Genomic DNA, 18,780 nt, shown 5'->3' with positions numbered 1-18,780 from the left:
CCTTTATTCGTAACTATGTTTATACAGACCATCAGTTTTACTGTGAATTTACATTCGCGCTATAAATGCAATGGAGTACAGATGAAGTCTTTTCTTTTAGTTGCGCCAAAGTGGAAGAGGGATACGCTGAACCTCAGAGCAATTTTCTGATCTCATACGTTATTTTTACTTAGCTCTATTGCATGGAAGAGGTGGTGATGAGGGACTAGATCGGGTTAACGCAAGTCTTTTATGTCCTTGAAAGTAGATTCTTTGATGATGGAGGAGGGAGTGGAAATTACGATTATTAATCTCTTGTATTCTACTCTTTTTTTGAAAACTCAATTATTTATAGAAAGCCGTTACGCTGATCTATCGTTATGATCAGTCAAAACGGTGACATTACAAAATTTACACGAGAACCACCAAACAAGGAAAAACAGTTAAGAGGGAATGAAAGTAGCAGTGCTAGCGTATCTGTCGACAAACAGATGGAAGATTTGTTCTGTCTTCAGAAGGGGGAATTGGGGAAAATTCCGGTATTATGGAGAAGTTGCACAAAGTCCAAAAATTCAATCTAAACTGCATTAAAAATTTATAGGTAAAGGCATTTTACTTTAATTGTATATCAAATCCTATTTTAAGAATTCTAATTCTTCCTTAGTAAGTGGAACAGTTTTTTCCGATTTTTCCACGCTTTCATTTTCTCAAACATTCGATCTTCTATAATTTTTGGGTAAGTTTGTTCTGCTACGGTGATATAGTCTTGTTGAGTGAGACGTCTTTGTATTTTTGAGGGATAAGTTAAGTGTAGGCCATCTTCGGAAAAACTCATATTTGCGATGAAATTTCCACCAAATTGCACCTCAATGATAGCTGCAGCTGTCTGCTTATGCTCAATTTCATACGCACCATAAATGCTATGGTATTCAAATGGACGTGTAGAAACAGCTTTGCTTATTTTATAAAATGCATCATAAAATGGATAGCTATCACAGTTATCCCCACCCGAGTACAGAGCAGCTAATCCTTGTATAAATCCGTAAAAGATATGAGGCATAAAGATAAATTGAAATTAGAAATTTTGTACCGCACTTGTGCGTTTGATGAGCAAATTACCATAAAAGATGGTATTTGTTATTCCTCTGTTGAGCGTATTATTGACAATAAATTCAATGCGGCTTTTAATGGCAAAAATACTCGTGCAAATGGGCGTGATTTATATGATTTACACTTTTTGCTAAACTTTCTCCAAACAGTTTTGCGCTTGAATTAGCTGAAAGGTTAAACAGATTTTCACAAGACCCTGATAAGCTGGCTACGGCTTATGTCGCTAATATTGAAGCTGATCCATTGTTAAATAAAATTATGGATATTGAACAAGTTTCTCTTGCATTAAATGATATGGTGAGATTTTATTAAAATCTTCTTTAAGTCAATATGAAAAAAGACAGCTAGATACCGCATTAAACTATATGTCGAATAGAAATGATGATTTGTTTAGTGCAGTGATTAATTCACTAGAAAAAGCTGAGAATAAACAGAACGATGTTTGGAACATATTTATATGTTCAAGCCTTAGTTAATACCATCCTTCTGAGAAGACGGTGGTATTTAGTTTTAAAAATTAAGCTATTTTATCTATTAACTGCTTATTTAAATCTCGCTCCTTATCATCAGTTTTTACTGTCATAATAAACAAACATTGTCCATTGCTTAACTTTTCCCATTGGTTTGCAATTAAACATTTTTCTTTACTGTCATCATTGGTTTTATAAGGCTCGCTTTTGTATTCCATCACGAAAATGCATCCATCATTCAGTTCAGCAATAAAATCAGGATAGAAGTTATCTTTGGCTAAGGGCAAGAAAAAAAACCGTTTGACTGGGTTTCGTACCCAATATTTAATCTGTTTTAAGCTGTCTAAAGTCCTCGCACACTCAAATTCTTCGCCGCTGGCTTTTAAGGCTTTTATTTGGGCAAAATAATATTTTTAAATTGATAGCGTCCCTCGTAATAGGGGGGATTAGGCGTGTATTTTGTTAGATCAAACGGATATTGATGGTTTGCATTGAAGCAGACCTCAACATTATTATTATCTGAAAACAAACGTTGTTGATCGCAAGTGGTTAATGCTTGTTGGCGATAGCGATTAATTAAATGTTCGATTTCTTTTGCTAGCACAAATTGTTTTTTATCAATTGTGTGAGTGTGGTATTTGGTTTGGCAAGCAGATTGCTGATAATTTGATGCAAAAATTTTAGCGTAATTTTTTGTTTCATATCAGGGACACCAACCTGTTTAGCTAGCCAGTGAACTAGATCGTTTTCGCTTAACTCCAACCATTCATTAGAAAAAGAAAGTTGATATTTCCCTAAACGTCTGGCAAGTCGGTTGTTTTCCACATCAATCTCAAAGGTTGGACTATCCGTTTCTAAATTAAGGTTTTCCAAATTTGCAGAATAGTCTAATAAATTCCACCCATAATGGGCTAATAATTCATCGGGATCGGCTAATGTCAATTCCCCCTGAATATTGACGCATAGTTGCGCAATGGCTTTAAATTGTTCGCTTTTTTTCGCAGATGAAGCGAGTTGGGTAGCTTTGGCATTATGAAATTTAATTTGATTAATGATTTTTTCTTTTGCTTGACCTGTTGTGGTTTTGGTTAAGGTCTTTTCCAAGTTTTCACTGATATTGCCTGTAATTTGTAACACAAAAGTACCGTTTTCTTGTGTCCTTTTAACTTGTGATTTTTCATCATCGTTTAATGTTGTTAAATCAGGCATTTTAGACAAGCTAAATACCATTGTAGGTAGCTTTTGAAATAATGGAAAATCTGCTTCATCACTCTCAAAATAATGTTGTTTGGGTGTACGCAACATTTCTGTCATTTCTAACGATTCAACGCCCATCGTAATAAGTTTTTCTTCCATTTCTTGAACGGTTTTGCCAAATTTTGACGATGAAAGATGAGCGTAAGCATGGTTTAAACCCTCTATTTGTCGGCGTTTGGCATAAGGCATATGCAATACGCGTCCTAAAAGTTGTTCCGCTTCGAAGCTGGACGACACATTTTATACCGAGCAAAACATATACGCAAAAGGGCAATCCCAACCTTCTTTTAAGGCTTCAACGGTAATCACATAATTAATCGGACAGCTGCGATCAAATAAATTAATCTGATCGAGTTTATTTTGATTGCCTGTTGCAATGGCAATTTCCGCTTCATTAATTTTTAAATTTTCAATTAAATAGGCTTTTAATTTTTCAACGATCACTTCGCCGCTTTTATTTTCTGCCTGAAATAGTGCAATCGGGTGTTCATAATCTTGTTCATATTGGGCTTAGTGTGCCAATTCATTGCGATTGGCAACTGTACTATTAATCGCCTCTTGCCATGTTTTATGCTCATTTAACACATTGGCAGAAACATGGTATAGCACATTACTCCCTGTTTTTTTATCTGTATTCGGCGTTGCGGTAAATTCCAAATGGCGGCAGGTAATAGATTTGCCAATACATCAAAGGTTAAATCTGTGCGCGCATTGTGTGCTTCATCCACAATAATTAAGGGCTGAAAGGTTTTCAATAAATTGGCAAATGAACATTTCACCTTGCCTAATTGCTTATTTTGCAGACCATTTTGTTTTAAATCTGTTTGTTCGACTTTATCCAGCATTGCGTGGAACGTATTTGGCAACCGTTCAAAATGTGGTGTAAGTTTTTCATTAAACGCATAAATTTTTCGTCCTGCTTCATCTGGTTTATCAACACGAAAATTTTGAATGGTTGAAACCACCACAATCGCTTTTGAACCTAAATCTTGCGGACGAATTAGAGTGAAATCCTCTGATTCAATGACTCTTACTTCTCGATTAAAGGCTTCCTCTAAGGATTTTCGATATGGATGCTGCGGATTTTTAAGAGCTTTTGCGGTTTGTTTTTTAATGGTTTTGGTTGGGACAAGCCATAAAGTGATGGAGTATTCCTGTTCTAAAAACTGCTTAGCGATGTACGAAATGCTATATGCCGCTAATAAGGTTTTACCACCGCCAGTCGGAATACGCACGCACATAAGGAATATGTTTTAATGCCAGTTCTCACTTGGGATTTTTAAGGTATTAAAGGTTGAAATAATTGAAATGCTTTTTGTGCACCAACGTTAAGGCTTTCTGCAAAATAATCGCTTACACTGTTTAATGCTTCATGTTGATATTTTTTCAGTTTCATTGCTGGCTCTTTAAATATCATAAGGGATTTGTTTAAATGTGATTTTATATTCATTTAACGTCGTTTCTGTTAAACGACAGGCTTCTCCATAAATCACGATTTCCATTTGTTGGTTTACAAAATTAGAAAAGAGTGGGAGGTCTTCAAAAAGTTTTTTTGTTAAAACATTGCCGCTATTGGGATGTTTGTCGTCCAAAACACCGTTATAAAGTAAGTAATAAGCTTTTTGATTGTACACACCGAGAAGCGGTGGTTTTTCATTGATTTTTTGCAAAGGAATACAATTTTCTAAATACCAAATATGTGCAGCTAATTCATTAAATTGAATAGCAGGATTGATCGAACCAAACTCATCAAAGACGGTTTCGCCCAATTCGCAAAAACGAAATGCACCGCTCCCCTGCCAATTAACCGCTTTAGAAATACCACCTTGTTCACCATCAATTACTTTCTTCAAGCGTGGTACAACGTGTGTTTTAGCCTGCTCTCCCATTTCAATACCGATATAACGGCGATTCATTTTATGGGCAACTGCGATGGTCGTTCCCGAGCCGAGAAAACTGTCTAAGACGAGATCGTTTTCGTTGGTGGCAACTTCTAGGACAAATTGAACCAATTTTTCAGGTTTAGGATAATCAAAAGAATCTTCTGATTTTTTTTCACTAAATAATATTAAATGTTCATTTGCTGAATCCTCATTCGTTGCCATATCATAATGACTTCGACTAATTAAATTATGAATTTTTTTCCTTTCGACATTTCTTTCAAATACTCGTCTTGGGCGAAAATCTAAACTTTTAATAATATAATAATCACCATTTTCAAATTGTTCATTGAGTGACTTTTGGCTATATCTCCATTCTCCCTCAATGGTTACTTCATTTTTATTCCACTGATTTTCAATAATTAAATTGCTAATCAATTTCACTGTACTTGTTTTCTTGGCAAAAGTTGCTGGTTGATAAATACCATCAGAATGTTTTAAAAATTTTAAAGTATGAGGAGGAAAAACTAACTTAGCACGAGTATTTCCAGCATTGTATAATGGATAAGTTTCATTCCCTGAAGTTTCTTTAAAAGTTAATTCTTCAAGTTTCATTTTATTTTTTGCATAGCAAAATAAATTATCGGTAACTTTAGCAATTTTTCCTAAATAGGAGGGTTTCCTCTTTTTCTCCCAAATTAAATTAGATATAAAATTCTGCCGTCCAAAAATCTCATCCATGATCACTTTAAAATAATGGCTTTCATTGTCATCAAGCGTTACCCAAATTGAGCCTTCTTCTGCCAATAGTTTATGTAATAATTCAAGTCGTGGATACATCATTGATAACCAAAGACTATGCTCTAAGTTATCATCATAGTGGGTAAAGGAATTTTTTGTATTGTAGGGAGGATCGATGAAAATACATTTGACTTGCCCTGCATAAAAGGGCAAAAGAGATTTCAAGGCATCTAGATTATCGCCTTGAATAATAAGGTTATGCTTGATGGGATCAGAAAGTCCAAGAGGATCTGTTGTCTGCTGTCCACTTTCGGTAAAATTGTATGAAAATTCAGGTACTTCACGCAATAGACGGTAAGGTGTTTGTTTCACTTTTTTAACTGCTTTATCTTTGCCATACCAATGTAATATTGTCATATAAATACTTTAATGAAAAAATAGTTAGTTCGTTAATTTTCTTGAAATTTCTTTAAATGAAATCGAAAATGCATCTTTCAAATTTACGGGCATAGAACGATAGTCTGCAATCAAATTTTCTTCTTGACTAGACATATCACTTTCTTGTGTAATGGCTTGGAACATTGCTCCATTACCTGTTAATAACCAAGTAATGCTGATACCGAGAGCATTGTGGATTTTAACTAACCCTTCTACATTTGGATTACACCCTTCATTGAGATAATTCATTGTTGAACGATAGGAGATACCAGTTATATCAGAAAATTCTTTGATACTCATATTTTTTGTTTCTAAGATTTGTTTTAACCTATTAGGTATGGACATTGTTTCACATTCCTATTGATGCATTGTCAATGATTGTGATATATTATGCATAATCTATATGAATAGTTTTTCATTTTAATATAAATTAAATTCAACCGCAAAGAATATATAACTCAACACTTCCTCCTTAATCCGAAAGCGAAAACGCTTTCAACGCTTCAGATAGTACGCCTATCTGATGAGTAAGCGCTCGATTTGCCTTGTGAAATGCGTTGAGGAAGGAAAGAGAATGTCATTTGTCTGAAATGTGGTCTACAACATCAGGCTTATTTTATTTCTAGCCGTAAATAATGGAGACGCAAATATTGCAATCATACCTTTTCGGTTACGTCAGGCGCAATTTTTGCTAATCGCAAGGCATCTATTCAAACCTCCCTGTATGTATTAGCTCGATTTGTTAATGCAGTTAAAGGTGTTTTCTTCTTAAAGATCTCTCGTGATGCCAAAATAAACTATTGCACTGCTTTTGTTTTAATTCATAAATTGTGTAAGGTATTACTTGAAAAGTGTACTATTCAATCCTTATCAGGTAAAATTGATATGGACGGTACATACGTTTACCCTGCACCTTGCAAAGCAAATAAGAGAACTGACTATTTAGACTATCGTTTAAAGAAAAATCACCCCCCTAATAAACGTTGTGTAATTGCTGTTCGTGAGCATTTTTCTGCTGATGAAAAGGCAGAAAGTGATTTAAATCGTGGAGCTTAAGCGCTTTCACGTTTTTATTGCCTACACAGAAAGCCAATTCTTTGTTAAGAATTTTGCAAACAAATTTATTCAGCGTAACAACCGTATCACTACCGATAAAAGTTATGCTTATGGTATTCTATTAGACGATTATGATTTACGCACTGTAAACTATAAAGACGAATATTGTAGTGATTTTGGTGTAACCAACAATCAAGCAGAAAGTTTCTTTAGCCGTTTTAAACATATGGACTATGGAAATGTTCACAAAATAAATAACACCTATCTACTCAATTATAGCAACGAAATAGCTTATTGAGAAGATAATCGCTGAAAATCAAACGGCTGGCAATTCAACGATATTCTCTTGGTAAAGGCTTAGCCAATACCAAGCAAAATGATGAATAGTGTGGTTCTTGGCAGCGTAAAATTATTCATCAAGAAATGGTATGCCAATAATGGCTTATCAATTCGACCGCAAAATAAAAAAACTTGAATTTGAACGGAAACAAATGGTGCATCATCTTGTCTTGCTTGATACCAATATTGATAGACTCAAGAAAGCGATAGCTTTAATGCAAAGTGAAAATGATGTGAGTTTATATAACACGGAAAACTTTATTTTCCGCCGCAAATTTAGGCTATTTAAAGGCAAAATTCGTAAGTACATTCTACAAAATATTGCGTAATGAACCAATAAAAGTTTTATTATCGTTAAACTAACGCAACGTATTTTTATAATTGAAAAAAATGTCGATACACCACCATTAGAAAAGCACTTTGATTCTGTTCGTAAGCACCTCAACGTCTTTTATCAACAAAGGCTAATCACTCGCACACAAATCAATTGTCAGAAAGTTTATTGGCCATGGAACGCAAAATAATACTATTTATTATTAACCGAAAATAATAATTCATAATTTCTTGAGTTGTCTTAACTTTACTCTAATCTCTTGGTATTCTTTGCTATCCAATTCATGAAATTAGCATTGTTCGTTAAAAGCAACTGTTTTTGCCGTTATTTCAGCAACTGAAATCGGATTATTCCTATTTTCCTGTAAAATTTGAGCAAGTAATTCAGAAAGCGGACGAGTAAAAATTCGTTTTCGTGGAGTAGATTTAGATTGTAATTTAGCTAAAAACTGTTGAATGTTTTGCGACATAACGTAAGCTTAGTGTGTCAATTTACCTTGCTTAGCTTGCAACACTAATAATGTTTCAATAATTTCAGTTTTCAGCGCTAATTCCTCCTATAACAAAAAGTCCTTGTTATTATATTAACGAGGATTTTAAGGCAATTTAGCGAGAGTAGCTTTGTGTAAGTGCTCCATAATACTGTAAAAATCAATGATGACCAAATTTGTGATAAACTACAGTTGCGATTGGACTTTACAGGATATCCTTTGAAGAAAAGAGACATGCAAGAAGCAATCATAGAGAAGAAAAGACAGAAGGTATAAAGAAAGTTCCCCTTCGGCTCCTCTTTCGAATGTCTGTTAATACCCTAGTCAAATGAGGGTTTTTCAATTATTTCTGTCAGCAATTGCAGGGAGGGCAGCACCCATGAGACAGGGTATTCAACCACACCGTGAAAAGTTTGATGGATTGGCTGATGATTATGATCGCTATCGTCCGCGCTATCCTCTCATCTTATTTAAAACCATGCTACTTCCTTTTAAGGATAAAAAGCATTTGTCCATCGTGGATGTCGGAGCTGGAACAGGGATTGCTTTAGAGGGGATTACCAAGATTTTGGGGTATGACCACCAATATCATGCTATCGATGTATCGATAGATATGATTAAGCAGGGGCAAAGAAAGCTTCCTACTGTGCAGTGGTATCAGGGGCAAGCCGAAAATCTATTGCCCAAAATCGGCGATATTGATCTTATCGTTGCAGCACAAGCATTTCAGTGGATGGATCGTCCTAAGTTGCTTTACGCCGTCTCAAATCAACTTCGCGCTGGTGGTGTCATGGCGGTCACTCAAAATAATCGCGATTTTAAGCAGAGCAAATTTCTAGCTGCTTATGAGACGTTGTTGGAGGAAATGAGCCCTAACTATTCTCGTTATTATCGTGATTTTGATTTTTTACAGGAAATGAGCAATGGCTTTGGGGTAAATCCAGAAAAGATTGCTTTACATACCCACAATTGGACGATGAGGATTCCATCTGAAGTCTTTATTGGAATGAGCCGTTCTTCAACTCAAGTGCAACGCGCCATTGCTAACCACGGGGAAGAATATTTGCGAAAATTGGTTGCGTTGATAAAGCAACATGAAGTGCGGGGAGGTTTGGAGCTTTTATATCGAAGTGAACTCTACATCTCAGCAAGATAATCTCTATGGTTGTCATTCGATATTAATGTTATATTCATATGGGACATAGATGATTATCTCAAGACTTTAAATCTTTAAATGGTAGCTAAAGAAGTGAACTCGAAATCTTTTAAAAAAATATTTTAAAAGAGGTCTTTATTCCTAATTCATGGAAGATGAGAAACTGAAATTTTCTGCTAGATCAAAATAAATATTACTTCTTAATAGAATTTTTTAGGCTTACACGATTGGGTTAAATCTTCCGCATATTTTGATTGATCATGCTGAATGTATTTGAGATACGGTTGAGAAATGTGTTGTGTCGATGGCGTTTTTACCTTCTGTAGAGATTGAGAAAAAATCTGATTGGACTCTCTTAATTTAGATAAAAGAACATAAAATACGCTTAAAAAGTGAAGCTTATACTTGTCATGAGAGTTTTACACTAAAGCTTTTTGATCTATTAAGTTATGAAATTGTTTACATGTTTATTAGCATTTTAAATGGTTTTCCGCAAATTGATTTAGAAAAGATTAGCAAAAAATTTGCGCTTTAATAGACGCATGTTGTATATATTCTTTCCTTGTATTGTTTGTGCATCTATCTCTCTAAAAAATAAGAATAAACAAAGTGTTATTTATAGAAGAGGACATTTTTTATTATTTGTATGGTGTCTCCTTATCAAATGCTTGTATTAGGTTCTATTATCTGATAGTTTTCTTCTTGAGAGAGTGTTTTTGCTGCGTATGAGTTACCGTTTTTAGGGGAAGGATATCTTTAGCTCGGAAGGTTTTTTCTACCACCTTTGTTCGCTAAATCTCTAAATTTGGAGTTGAAGGCAAGAATTACGGTGAGGTATTCTTTAGAGTCTTTTTGTGGTAGTTGTAAAGCAGTGATGAACCTCAAAATTGGAAACGGTTTATAGTCAATCATGTTTTTTGCGGGGGGTATGATAAATTTTGTTTTTACCAATAGAAATACGTTTTACTGTTTATTCTTTTATTGGTGGTGATTTCTTTGAAAAGATAAAGCTTAGAAGAATTGGTCTTTTGTACTGCAATTTTATTTCTGTTGACTTGTTTAGTATTTTATAAAAAAGAAGTTACATTTTTAAATTAAATTTCAAAGAATTAAGCAGTTTTTATGGAATATAAAGTTCTAGCAAAGATGTTTTTTTAGTTTTTTATTTGTTGTGTTTAGTCTTGATGGCAGTAAGGATGGGGATGGGCATTTTGAAACTGAGTGTTTGAGATGATACGGTTATTTTTAAGATTTGCGTATTATTATTTTTAGTATAGTTTAAAGGAATGGAATAGTGAAATTATGGATCTGTGTGCGATGTCTTTTCACAAGGCTTATAGTTTCGATACGAGAATAAGATGTCGTTTATTGTGGTGGGCAAGCGAACTATTGTGGTGCAGATAGGATATTGGCTGTCGAAAGATATTTTGCGTGTTTGCTCTGCTTTAATGGGGATTGAGCGAGTGAATTTAAAAGTGAAAGACTCTGTAGAGATGGTCAGGTGTTTATTCAAGCTTTGTTGTTATAAATTTGCTGTGTCAGTTTAGAATAATTATTAGAATATTTGATATGATAAACTTTAAAAGGAAAAGTCTATGAATATAAAGAGAAAAATACTGAAAAGCAGCACTTCTTTTGTTTCTGCTGTTGTTGCACTGGGGATGTTTGTACAACATGTTTCTGCAAAAACACCCGCTGATACGCTTGTAATGGCTTGGAATATCGATGCAATAAGTACATTTGATCCCGCAAAAATCAATGACGTTTATGGAAATGAAGTCGTTCTTAATGTTTGTGATAATTTGGTTAGTACGGCTACAGATGATCCAGCTAAATCAGTTCCTGCTTTGGCAACCCATTGGGATGTTTCAGGTGATGATAAGAGTACGGTGATTACTTTTCATTTGCGTGAAGGATTAAAGTTTAACGATGGTAGGCTCGCTCATGCCAGTGATATTGTTTGGGGGATGAAACGAATTGTTAAATTAAAAATGGCTAGAGCGTCGCTCTTTAATGACTATGGTATTACAGAACAAAACATGGATGATGCTCTTCAAGCACCGGACGACAAAACGGTGGTGATGAAATTTGATAAACCTTATCCAGCAGAGCTCATTCTTAACAATATTGTTGCGAGTCACGCCACTGCTTTGCTTGATCGTAAAACAATTATGAAACACGAAAAAAATGCTGATATGGGAAACCAATATTTAGCCAATCATGCTGCGTGTGTTGGTCCCTATCAGATAAGAAGTTGGCGTCCTGGGGAAGCTCTTTTGTTGCGTGCAACTCCTAATTATTGGGGGAAAGCACCTAAATTGAAGAAGATTTTAATTCGCCATGTTGCAGAGCCTGGAACGCAACGTTTATTGTTGCAAAAACATGATATTGATGTTGCACGGAATTTGACGCCTGTCGATCTCGCAGATCTCCAAGCAAAAACCGATATTAAGGTTGAAACAGTGTTGGAGCCCTCCATGATGTATTGGGGCTTCAATATGACAAATCCGATTTTTTCCAGTGAAAAAGTGCGTTTGGCAATGCGTTATCTTATCGATTATGAAGAACTTGGAAAGACTCTTCTTAAAGGTGTTGGTATTCCCCGTGCAAGCTTTATTCCTCTTGGTAATCTTGGCGCTTTGGATGAAAAAGAAGGACAACCCTTTAAACTTGATCTTCAAAAAGCCAAGCAGCTTTTAACGGAGGCAGGGTATCCAAATGGTTTTGAGGTCAATTTTCTAGTAGGGACATCTCCTTATGCTTTGTCAATTGCTCAGTCCATCCAAGACAATGCAAAAAAGGTGGGAGTGAATCTTAAAATTGAACGTTTGGCAGGGACACAGTTGTTTTCAAAGCTTTATGCACGTGCTTTTGATACGATTTTTGTCGGATGGAATAATGACTCTGCAGATCCCCATGCGATGGCTGCATACATTGTTTACAATCCTGATAATCGATTGGAGGCTAAAAAAACAGCCTATCCGAGTTGGCAGCACGGATTTTTTGATGCAGAGATGAATAAAAAGGTTGATACAGCATTGTTTCAAAAAGATCCACAGAAACGGATAGAGATATATGGCGATTTGCAGCGTGAACTTATGCAAAAAGGCCCCTATGCTTTTATCTTTCAGAAATATGGTGTTGTCGCTATGACACCTAATGTTAAAAAATGGGTTTGGAATAGTGCACCACGTATTTTTTATAGCGCAATTGAAAAATAAACACGTATTAAGTGTTCTGAAATACAAAAAGAACGTGATTATAAAGTAAATGATGAAAATATTCCCCCTGCGAAGTTTTTTAAGCTTAAGGTGTAAAATTGCAGGGGGCTTCTTGTTCAATATATGATTATATTATTAAGATCATTTTATGGGGGAAAGTGATATTGATAAGTATAAACGGTAGTCTTTTAAGTATAGGTGATAATCTTTCTTAAGGTATCATTGATTGTAGTACAGATGGTATGCAATTTTATTAGAGTCTGATGCTTGAAAGATAATTTTATGGATGTCAATCAGTGAAGGTGATCGTGTTGCGTTGTGTTGTTTAAGAAATGAAATAGCAAAATCAGAAGTATTTTTTGTCAAAAAGCTAAAATGAAATGCGAAAGGTAAAGAATGAAATGACAAAAAAAGGATTGTTGAAAAACTTTTGTTTTTTATTAGGTCTCATTGGTTTTTTTAATGGCTCTCTTTCATCAGCGCTAAGTGTATCATCTAAAGATACATTGACAATGGCTTGGAATATTGATTCAATTAGCGGTTTTGATCCAGCACAAACGGTAGAGGTTGTAGCAAGTGAATTGTTGACGAATATTTGCAGTGCGCTGGTGCAATATGATAAGCATGATCCTACAAAAATTCGTCCAGCTATGGCAAAATCTTGGGATGTGTTAGATAATGGAAAAAGAATAGTTTTTCATCTTCGTGATGATTTAAAGTTTGATGATGGAAGGGTTGCAACAGCCCAAGATCTCGCGTGGTCAATGCAACGAATTCTTAAATTAGGATTGAGTTATGCTCAATCTTTGATCGATTATGGGTTTACGAAAGATAATGCCGAAGTAAATATTCAGGCTCTTGATCATAAAACGTTACAACTAAAATTAGAGAAGCCTTATCCTGTTCAGCTTATCCTGACGGTGATTGGACAATCCTATGCTTCTGCTTTGCTTGATCGGCAAACACTTGAAGCACAGAGTATTAATGGGGATATGGGTAATAAATATTTGGCTACGCATTCGGCTTGTGTCGGACCTTATAAATTGGTACGCTGGTCTCCAGGAGAAAAAGTTGTATTAGAAGCTAGCCAACATTACTGGGGAGATATGCCTAAAGTTAAGCAGATTGTTGTGCAACATGTTGCTGAATCTGCAAGTCAAAGACTTCTTTTAGAAAAAGGGGATGTGGATATCGCACGTGATCTCTCTTCAGAAGATGTTTTGGATATTGAAAAACAGGGGGGACCAGTTAAAATTAATCGTGTTTTGCGACCACAGATTATTTATCTATCATTGAACAACAAGAATGCTGTTTTTGCTCATGAAAAAGTAAGATTAGCCCTTCGTTATTTGATTGATTATGAAGGTCTTGGTAACACTGTTTTAAAGGGTATAGCAATTCCACGGGCAAGTTATATGCCATTGGGTATTCCAGGTGCTTTGGATGAAAAAGAGGGGCTACCGTTTAAGTTAGATTTAAAGAAGGCAAAACAGTTAATTACTGAGGCCGGTTATCCTCATGGTTTTAAGGCTAATCTTTTGGTTGGCAGCCTTAGTTATATGTCATCTGTTGCGCAGTCTATTCAAGCCAATGCACGCAAAATTGGTGTTGAGCTCACAATTAAAAAAATGGCACAAAATCAGTTGTTAAGCCGTGTGCGTGGTGGAAATTATGATACTGCTATTATGGGGTGGGGGAGTGCTGATCCTGATGGACATCCCCCTTCATTAAATCACGTTTTTAATCCTGATCCAACATTTACAAAAAAACACAGTATGTATTTGGCTTGGCGCGCTGGGTATTATGATGAAAATATCAATAAAATGGTGATGGATGCTTTGTTTGAACAAGATCAAAATAAGCGTATTTCGCAATATCATGCTCTACAGCATTATGTGTTTGAGCATGGTCCTATGGTCTATTTATTCCAGACATATTATACCGTTGGTGTGGGACCCGCAGTAAAAAAATGGGTTTGGAATATGTTTAGACTTTATTACAATGATGTAGAAAAATAACGCATGTTATCATGTTATGAAGAAGAGGCTAGGGTTTTCCTAATTATATAAAAAGGTGTTAGCGTTATGTTTGGTAGCTATGGAGGGGGATATTATAATGGTTTTACCATTTTCAGAATCTGAAAAAAGTGTATCACAACAGCGGAAAGAAATGTTGGTATGGGACTTTTTTTCCAAGGGATTAAAATTGCTCATTTCAGTTTTTTTCACGTTACTTGGTCTGGTAACGATCACTTTTTTTATTGGTCATCTTCTTCCTTTAGATCCTGTGCTTGCTATTCTTGGTGATAATATCAGTCAAGAAGCTTATGATGCAATGTTTTATAAGTTGGGTCTTGATAAGCCGTTGATTGTTCAATACTGGAATTATCTTCACAATATATTTTTGTTTGATTTTGGGGATGCTTTAACTTCAGGACGTCCTGTTTTAACAGATATTATGCGCGTGTTTCCTGCAACGTTAGAACTTGCTACAGTTGCTATTGTTATTGGTACGACTCTTGGTATTCCATTTGGTGTTTTTGCGGCAATGTATCGCGATTCATTTATTGACTATTTTGTTCGTACTTTTACACTTCTGAGTTATTCTACTCCTACCTTTTGGCTTGGGTTAATGGCCTTATTGATATTTTACGCCAAGCTTGGTTGGATCGGTGGTCCAGGGCGTATCGATTTTATTTATGAATATTCTTTTGAACCTAAAACAGGATTTTTTCTTTGGGATACTGCTCGTCAGGGGCAGTGGGAGGCTTTTGGAAATGCCTTCAGTCATATTATTATGCCTGCTTTAATCTTAGCGTCCGGTGCTATGGCTTACATTAGCCGTATGACTCGTGGGTTTATGATTGAACAGCTCAATCAGGAATATATCATTACTGCACGTGTGAAGGGATTATCATTGGCTCGAACAGTTTGGGGGCATGCCTTTCGAAATGCTGCCGTTCAGATTATCACTGTTGTGACGCTTTCTTATGCTTTTTTATTAGAAGGTGCTGTATTAACAGAAACAGTTTTTGCGTGGCCTGGCTTTGGGCATTACTTGACCAATGCTCTTTTGGCTGGAGATATGAATGCCGTTGTTGGATGTACTCTCCTTGTAGGCTTTCTCTTTGTCGTTATTAATTTATTTTCTGATTTACTCTATCGAATCTTTGATCCAAGGACACGTTGAATATGACAATAGTTAATCATCACAAATCACAATCGTTATTTTCTTTGGGGCGTTGGTTAAATGAAGCTGTTCCACGGTCAGTCTTTCAGGCAAACGTACAAAGAATTTATCATGCATTGATCAAGTTTTCTCATAATTTTTCAGCCCTATTCGGTCTGATTATTATTTTTATTATTATCTTATGTGCACTGTTCGCTCCTTGGATTGCTCCTTATGATTTTGTTAGCAATGATCTTGCACATCGATTGCAGCCACCCTCTATGGTGCATTATTTTGGCACGGATGAATTAGGGCGTGATATTTTTAGTCGTCTTATTTTTGGTGCGCGTATTACTCTTTATATTGTTTTTCTTACGACAATTATTGTGGGTCCAATAGGGCTGATTGTAGGGACCGTCTCTGGCTATATAGGAGGATGGGTTGATATCGTTTTGATGCGTATTGTTGATATTTTTCTTGCTTTTCCAGCTTTAATTTTAGCTCTTGCGTTTTCAGCAGCGCTAGGACCAGGGATTGAAAATGCATCTATTGCAATTTCAATCGCAGCATGGCCGCCAATAGCGCGTTTGGCACGTGCTGAAACTTTGACTATCCGTTCCTCTGATTATGTCTCGGCAGTTCGTTTGCAAGGGGCCTCTGCTTTACGGATCATTTTATTTCATGTTGCACCTATGTGTATTCCTTCAGTGGTGGTACGATTAACATTAGATATGTCTGGAATTATTTTAACGGCTGCTGGTCTTGGTTTTTTAGGATTAGGAGCTCAACTTCCAAGTCCTGAATGGGGTGCGATGCTCTCATCTGGTCGTGAATTTATGATGACAAATTGGTGGTTAGCAGCAATACCAGGTTGTGCAATATTGTTAGCAAGTCTTGCTTTCAATTTGTTGGGTGATGGACTTCGTGATGTATTGGATCCACGCAATGGCTAAAAAATTATTAGAGATAGAAGATTTACGTATTTCTTTTCCGACAACGCGTGGGCTTTCAGAAGTTGTACGTGGTGTTAGCTTTTCTGTCGGGAAAGAAAAAATTGGAATTGTTGGTGAATCTGGGTCTGGAAAATCAATGACTGGGCGTGCGATACTCAAATTGAGTCCAAGAGCAGCAATTGTCAAAGCTAAAAAAATGTGTTTTGATGGTATAGATTTATTGCGGGCAAGTGAACCTCAGATGCGCACTATCCGAGGGAAGCGTATTTCAATGATTCTACAGGATCCAAAATATTCGCTTAATCCATTAATAAGAATTGGCGAACAGATTATGGAGGCTTATCGTATACATTACCGTGTTTCAAAAGTTGATGCGCGAGAACGCACCATCGCTATGTTAGAATCTGTTCATATTCGTGATCCTGAACATGTGATGAGATTATTCCCTCATGAAATATCAGGTGGAATGGGGCAACGTGTGATGATTGCGATGATGCTTATTCCTAAGCCTGATTTAATTATTGCAGATGAGCCAACTTCTGCACTGGATATTACTGTAAGGCGCCAAGTCTTATCCGTATTGGATGAACTTGTGACTAAATCTGGAACGGGACTTATTTTTATTAGCCATGACTTGAATATGATTGCTGATTTTTGTGATCGTGTTTTGGTTATGTATGCTGGCCGAGTGTTAGAAGAATTGCCTGCCTGTAATTTATCTCGTGCTTGCCATCCTTATACTAAAGCTTTGCTAGCAAGTTTGCCACGGCTTGATAATCCTGTTGATGTTTTAGCTGTTCCTGAACGTGATCCTGATTGGTTGCATAATCCTACCATTGTTAATGGTGTTGAAGGAGTTGCCCTATGACCAATTGTAAGAATATCCTTGATGTTTCTAATTTATCGGTAACTTTTGGGCATAGGCACAAGGCAGTAACGGTTGTTAAAAATGTTAATTTTCATGTTAAGCGTGGTGAAGCTTATGGTTTGATTGGTGAATCAGGCTGTGGAAAATCAACGATTTTGAATACATTGGTTGGGCTTATTCCAGAGTATAGTGGACGCTTCATTTTTGATGGAGAAGAGGTTGCAAAAAAAAGAGATAAGAATTTTCTACGCCGTATTCAAATGGTTTTTCAAGATCCTTATGCTTCGCTTCATCCAAGAAAAATGGTTCATACTGTTCTTTCTGAAACTCTCAAAATTCACGGGATGGATAGTCCAAGAGAACGGGTACGCGATGTTTTAAATTCCGTTGGTTTAAATTCTTCCTTTCTTTATCGTTATCCGCATGAATTATCTGGAGGACAACGCCAGCGTATTGCTCTTGCACGTGCTCTCATTATTGAGCCAGAGGTTTTGTTACTGGATGAGCCAACATCTGCATTGGATGTGTCAGTACAGGCTGAAATTTTAAATTTGTTGAAATCATTACGAGAAGAAAAAAGGCTTACTTATTTGATGGTATCCCATGATCTTGCTGTTGTTGCACACATCTGTGAACGTGTTGGAATTATGCATAAAGGGGTTATTCTTGAAGAGCTTAGCAATGATGATTTGCGCAATTTGCACGCGCAACATCACTATACGAAGATGTTTTTTGAAGCAAGTATAGAGCCTATTGTTCATAGAGAGGAAAGAGTCGGATAGATTTTATAAAAGAGAAAGTGGAATTCTCTCTGTTATAGGTTTCTATGAATATTTTACATTGTTATTGCAACGGAGAGTTTGTCTATTTGTATAGTATGAAATTTTACCCGTATAATTTGCTGAGAGAAGTTAGCAATATACTTTAATTTTGTTAGGCGTACTATGTTATGAGATGTGCAGATGACTCATAACATGTCTTATTTTATGGTATTATTAGACTGTTTTTTTGATTATAAATTATATTTAGAAGTTTTTATTATATAAATTTTGAGTATTCGATTTGTAAGAGATTACAGCGGAGTCATAATGATGCTGTATTTTTCAGAAAAATTGACTCTTTTGGGTGTCGTTTGATTTATTGTGTCTTTTTTACAGTTTTAGATTTTGTTTAACCAAAAAGGCTGCGTTTTATTCTTTTCAAAAGAAGAAGTTATTATGAAAATTTTTCAATGATACATGATAATGATTCAATCATTTTTGCTGTTTTCTATTCTTGAAAAGAGATTTTTGAAAGAAAAACAGATTTTATGACTAAAGA

General features: G+C 35.8%; 20 protein-coding genes. 11 read left to right on the top strand and 9 right to left on the bottom strand.

The genetic code is table 11. The features are described 5' to 3' along the window. Positions 1–628: 628 nt before the first annotated feature. Positions 629–1,039, bottom strand: a complete 411-nt coding sequence (locus tag AC0QT4_RS03715) for a hypothetical protein (protein ID WP_473200377.1) — start codon at positions 1,037–1,039, stop codon at positions 629–631. A 9-nt stretch (positions 1,040–1,048) separates the two neighbouring features. On the opposite strand from AC0QT4_RS03715, the gene AC0QT4_RS03710 reads away from it, so the two are divergent. Next, positions 1,049–1,255 (top strand): nucleotidyl transferase AbiEii/AbiGii toxin family protein, encoded by a 207-nt coding sequence (locus tag AC0QT4_RS03710; protein ID WP_473200376.1) that lies wholly within the window; start codon positions 1,049–1,051, stop codon positions 1,253–1,255. A gap of 351 nt (positions 1,256–1,606) precedes the next feature. On the opposite strand, the gene AC0QT4_RS03705 is transcribed toward AC0QT4_RS03710, so the two are convergent. The 7 genes from AC0QT4_RS03705 to AC0QT4_RS03675 form a co-directional block, all read right to left on the bottom strand. Continuing rightward, positions 1,607–1,846: a hypothetical protein gene (locus AC0QT4_RS03705; protein ID WP_473200375.1), complete on the bottom strand. Its 240-nt coding sequence runs from the start codon at positions 1,844–1,846 to the stop codon at positions 1,607–1,609. Positions 1,847–1,950: 104 nt separating this feature from the next. Beyond that, complete coding sequence (locus AC0QT4_RS03700; RefSeq protein ID WP_473200374.1) at positions 1,951–2,163, bottom strand: hypothetical protein; 213 nt, start codon at positions 2,161–2,163, stop codon at positions 1,951–1,953. Beyond that, positions 2,157–3,053: a hypothetical protein gene (locus AC0QT4_RS03695; RefSeq protein WP_473200373.1), complete on the bottom strand. Its 897-nt coding sequence runs from the start codon at positions 3,051–3,053 to the stop codon at positions 2,157–2,159. The genes AC0QT4_RS03700 and AC0QT4_RS03695 overlap by 7 nt, the downstream gene beginning before the upstream one ends. A 3-nt stretch (positions 3,054–3,056) precedes the next feature. Then, positions 3,057–3,260: a P-loop NTPase family protein gene (locus tag AC0QT4_RS03690; protein WP_473200372.1), complete on the bottom strand. Its 204-nt coding sequence runs from the start codon at positions 3,258–3,260 to the stop codon at positions 3,057–3,059. Positions 3,261–3,394: 134 nt separating this feature from the next. Beyond that, a complete protein-coding gene (locus AC0QT4_RS03685; protein WP_473200371.1) occupies positions 3,395–4,057 on the bottom strand; it encodes a DEAD/DEAH box helicase family protein in 663 nt (220 codons plus the stop codon). A gap of 165 nt (positions 4,058–4,222) precedes the next feature. Beyond that, a complete protein-coding gene (locus AC0QT4_RS03680) occupies positions 4,223–5,854 on the bottom strand; it encodes a site-specific DNA-methyltransferase (RefSeq protein ID WP_473200370.1) in 1,632 nt (543 codons plus the stop codon). A gap of 24 nt (positions 5,855–5,878) precedes the next feature. Continuing rightward, entirely contained in the window at positions 5,879–6,220 is a 342-nt protein-coding gene (locus tag AC0QT4_RS03675) for a helix-turn-helix domain-containing protein (protein ID WP_473200369.1), read from the bottom strand. Between the two features lie 540 nt (positions 6,221–6,760). Here AC0QT4_RS03675 and AC0QT4_RS03670 point away from each other — a divergent pair. The 3 genes from AC0QT4_RS03670 (at position 6,761) to AC0QT4_RS03660 (ending at position 7,599) form a co-directional block, all read left to right on the top strand. Further along, the gene (locus AC0QT4_RS03670; protein WP_473200368.1) at positions 6,761–6,931 is read left to right on the top strand and encodes a hypothetical protein; all 171 of its coding nucleotides are present in this window, start codon (positions 6,761–6,763) and stop codon (positions 6,929–6,931) included. Further along, positions 6,921–7,229 (top strand): transposase, encoded by a 309-nt coding sequence (locus tag AC0QT4_RS03665; protein ID WP_473200367.1) that lies wholly within the window; start codon positions 6,921–6,923, stop codon positions 7,227–7,229. The genes AC0QT4_RS03670 and AC0QT4_RS03665 overlap by 11 nt, the downstream gene beginning before the upstream one ends. Positions 7,230–7,368: 139 nt before the next feature. Further along, entirely contained in the window at positions 7,369–7,599 is a 231-nt protein-coding gene (locus AC0QT4_RS03660; RefSeq protein ID WP_473200366.1) for a hypothetical protein, read from the top strand. Positions 7,600–7,893: 294 nt separating this feature from the next. Here the strand turns inward: AC0QT4_RS03660 and AC0QT4_RS03655 are convergent, their stop codons facing one another. Beyond that, complete coding sequence (locus AC0QT4_RS03655) at positions 7,894–8,073, bottom strand: hypothetical protein (RefSeq protein ID WP_473200365.1); 180 nt, start codon at positions 8,071–8,073, stop codon at positions 7,894–7,896. A 400-nt stretch (positions 8,074–8,473) separates the two neighbouring features. On the opposite strand from AC0QT4_RS03655, the gene AC0QT4_RS03650 reads away from it, so the two are divergent. From AC0QT4_RS03650 to AC0QT4_RS03620, 7 genes are all read left to right on the top strand, one after another. Beyond that, positions 8,474–9,250 (top strand): class I SAM-dependent methyltransferase, encoded by a 777-nt coding sequence (locus tag AC0QT4_RS03650; RefSeq protein ID WP_473200364.1) that lies wholly within the window; start codon positions 8,474–8,476, stop codon positions 9,248–9,250. A gap of 1,595 nt (positions 9,251–10,845) precedes the next feature. Then, positions 10,846–12,471: an ABC transporter substrate-binding protein gene (locus AC0QT4_RS03645; RefSeq protein ID WP_473200363.1), complete on the top strand. Its 1,626-nt coding sequence runs from the start codon at positions 10,846–10,848 to the stop codon at positions 12,469–12,471. 401 nt (positions 12,472–12,872) lie between these two features. Beyond that, positions 12,873–14,489 carry an ABC transporter substrate-binding protein gene (locus AC0QT4_RS03640; RefSeq protein WP_473200362.1) on the top strand — a complete coding sequence of 539 codons (1,617 nt, stop codon included), beginning with the start codon at positions 12,873–12,875 and terminating at the stop codon, positions 14,487–14,489. A 97-nt stretch (positions 14,490–14,586) separates the two neighbouring features. Next, the gene (locus tag AC0QT4_RS03635; RefSeq protein WP_473200361.1) at positions 14,587–15,660 is read left to right on the top strand and encodes an ABC transporter permease; all 1,074 of its coding nucleotides are present in this window, start codon (positions 14,587–14,589) and stop codon (positions 15,658–15,660) included. Between the two features lie 2 nt (positions 15,661–15,662). Further along, the gene (locus tag AC0QT4_RS03630; RefSeq protein ID WP_473200360.1) at positions 15,663–16,592 is read left to right on the top strand and encodes an ABC transporter permease; all 930 of its coding nucleotides are present in this window, start codon (positions 15,663–15,665) and stop codon (positions 16,590–16,592) included. Continuing rightward, positions 16,585–17,460 (top strand): ABC transporter ATP-binding protein, encoded by an 876-nt coding sequence (locus AC0QT4_RS03625; RefSeq protein WP_473200359.1) that lies wholly within the window; start codon positions 16,585–16,587, stop codon positions 17,458–17,460. Before AC0QT4_RS03630 ends, AC0QT4_RS03625 begins: the two co-directional genes overlap by 8 nt. Further along, positions 17,457–18,242 carry an ABC transporter ATP-binding protein gene (locus AC0QT4_RS03620; RefSeq protein WP_473200358.1) on the top strand — a complete coding sequence of 262 codons (786 nt, stop codon included), beginning with the start codon at positions 17,457–17,459 and terminating at the stop codon, positions 18,240–18,242. Before AC0QT4_RS03625 ends, AC0QT4_RS03620 begins: the two co-directional genes overlap by 4 nt. Positions 18,243–18,780: the final 538 nt, after the last annotated feature.

Source organism: Bartonella sp. EBT8 (genome assembly GCF_055796165.1).
The sequence above is the reverse complement of the archived record's forward strand: the minus strand, read 5'-3'. Positions and strand labels throughout refer to the sequence as shown.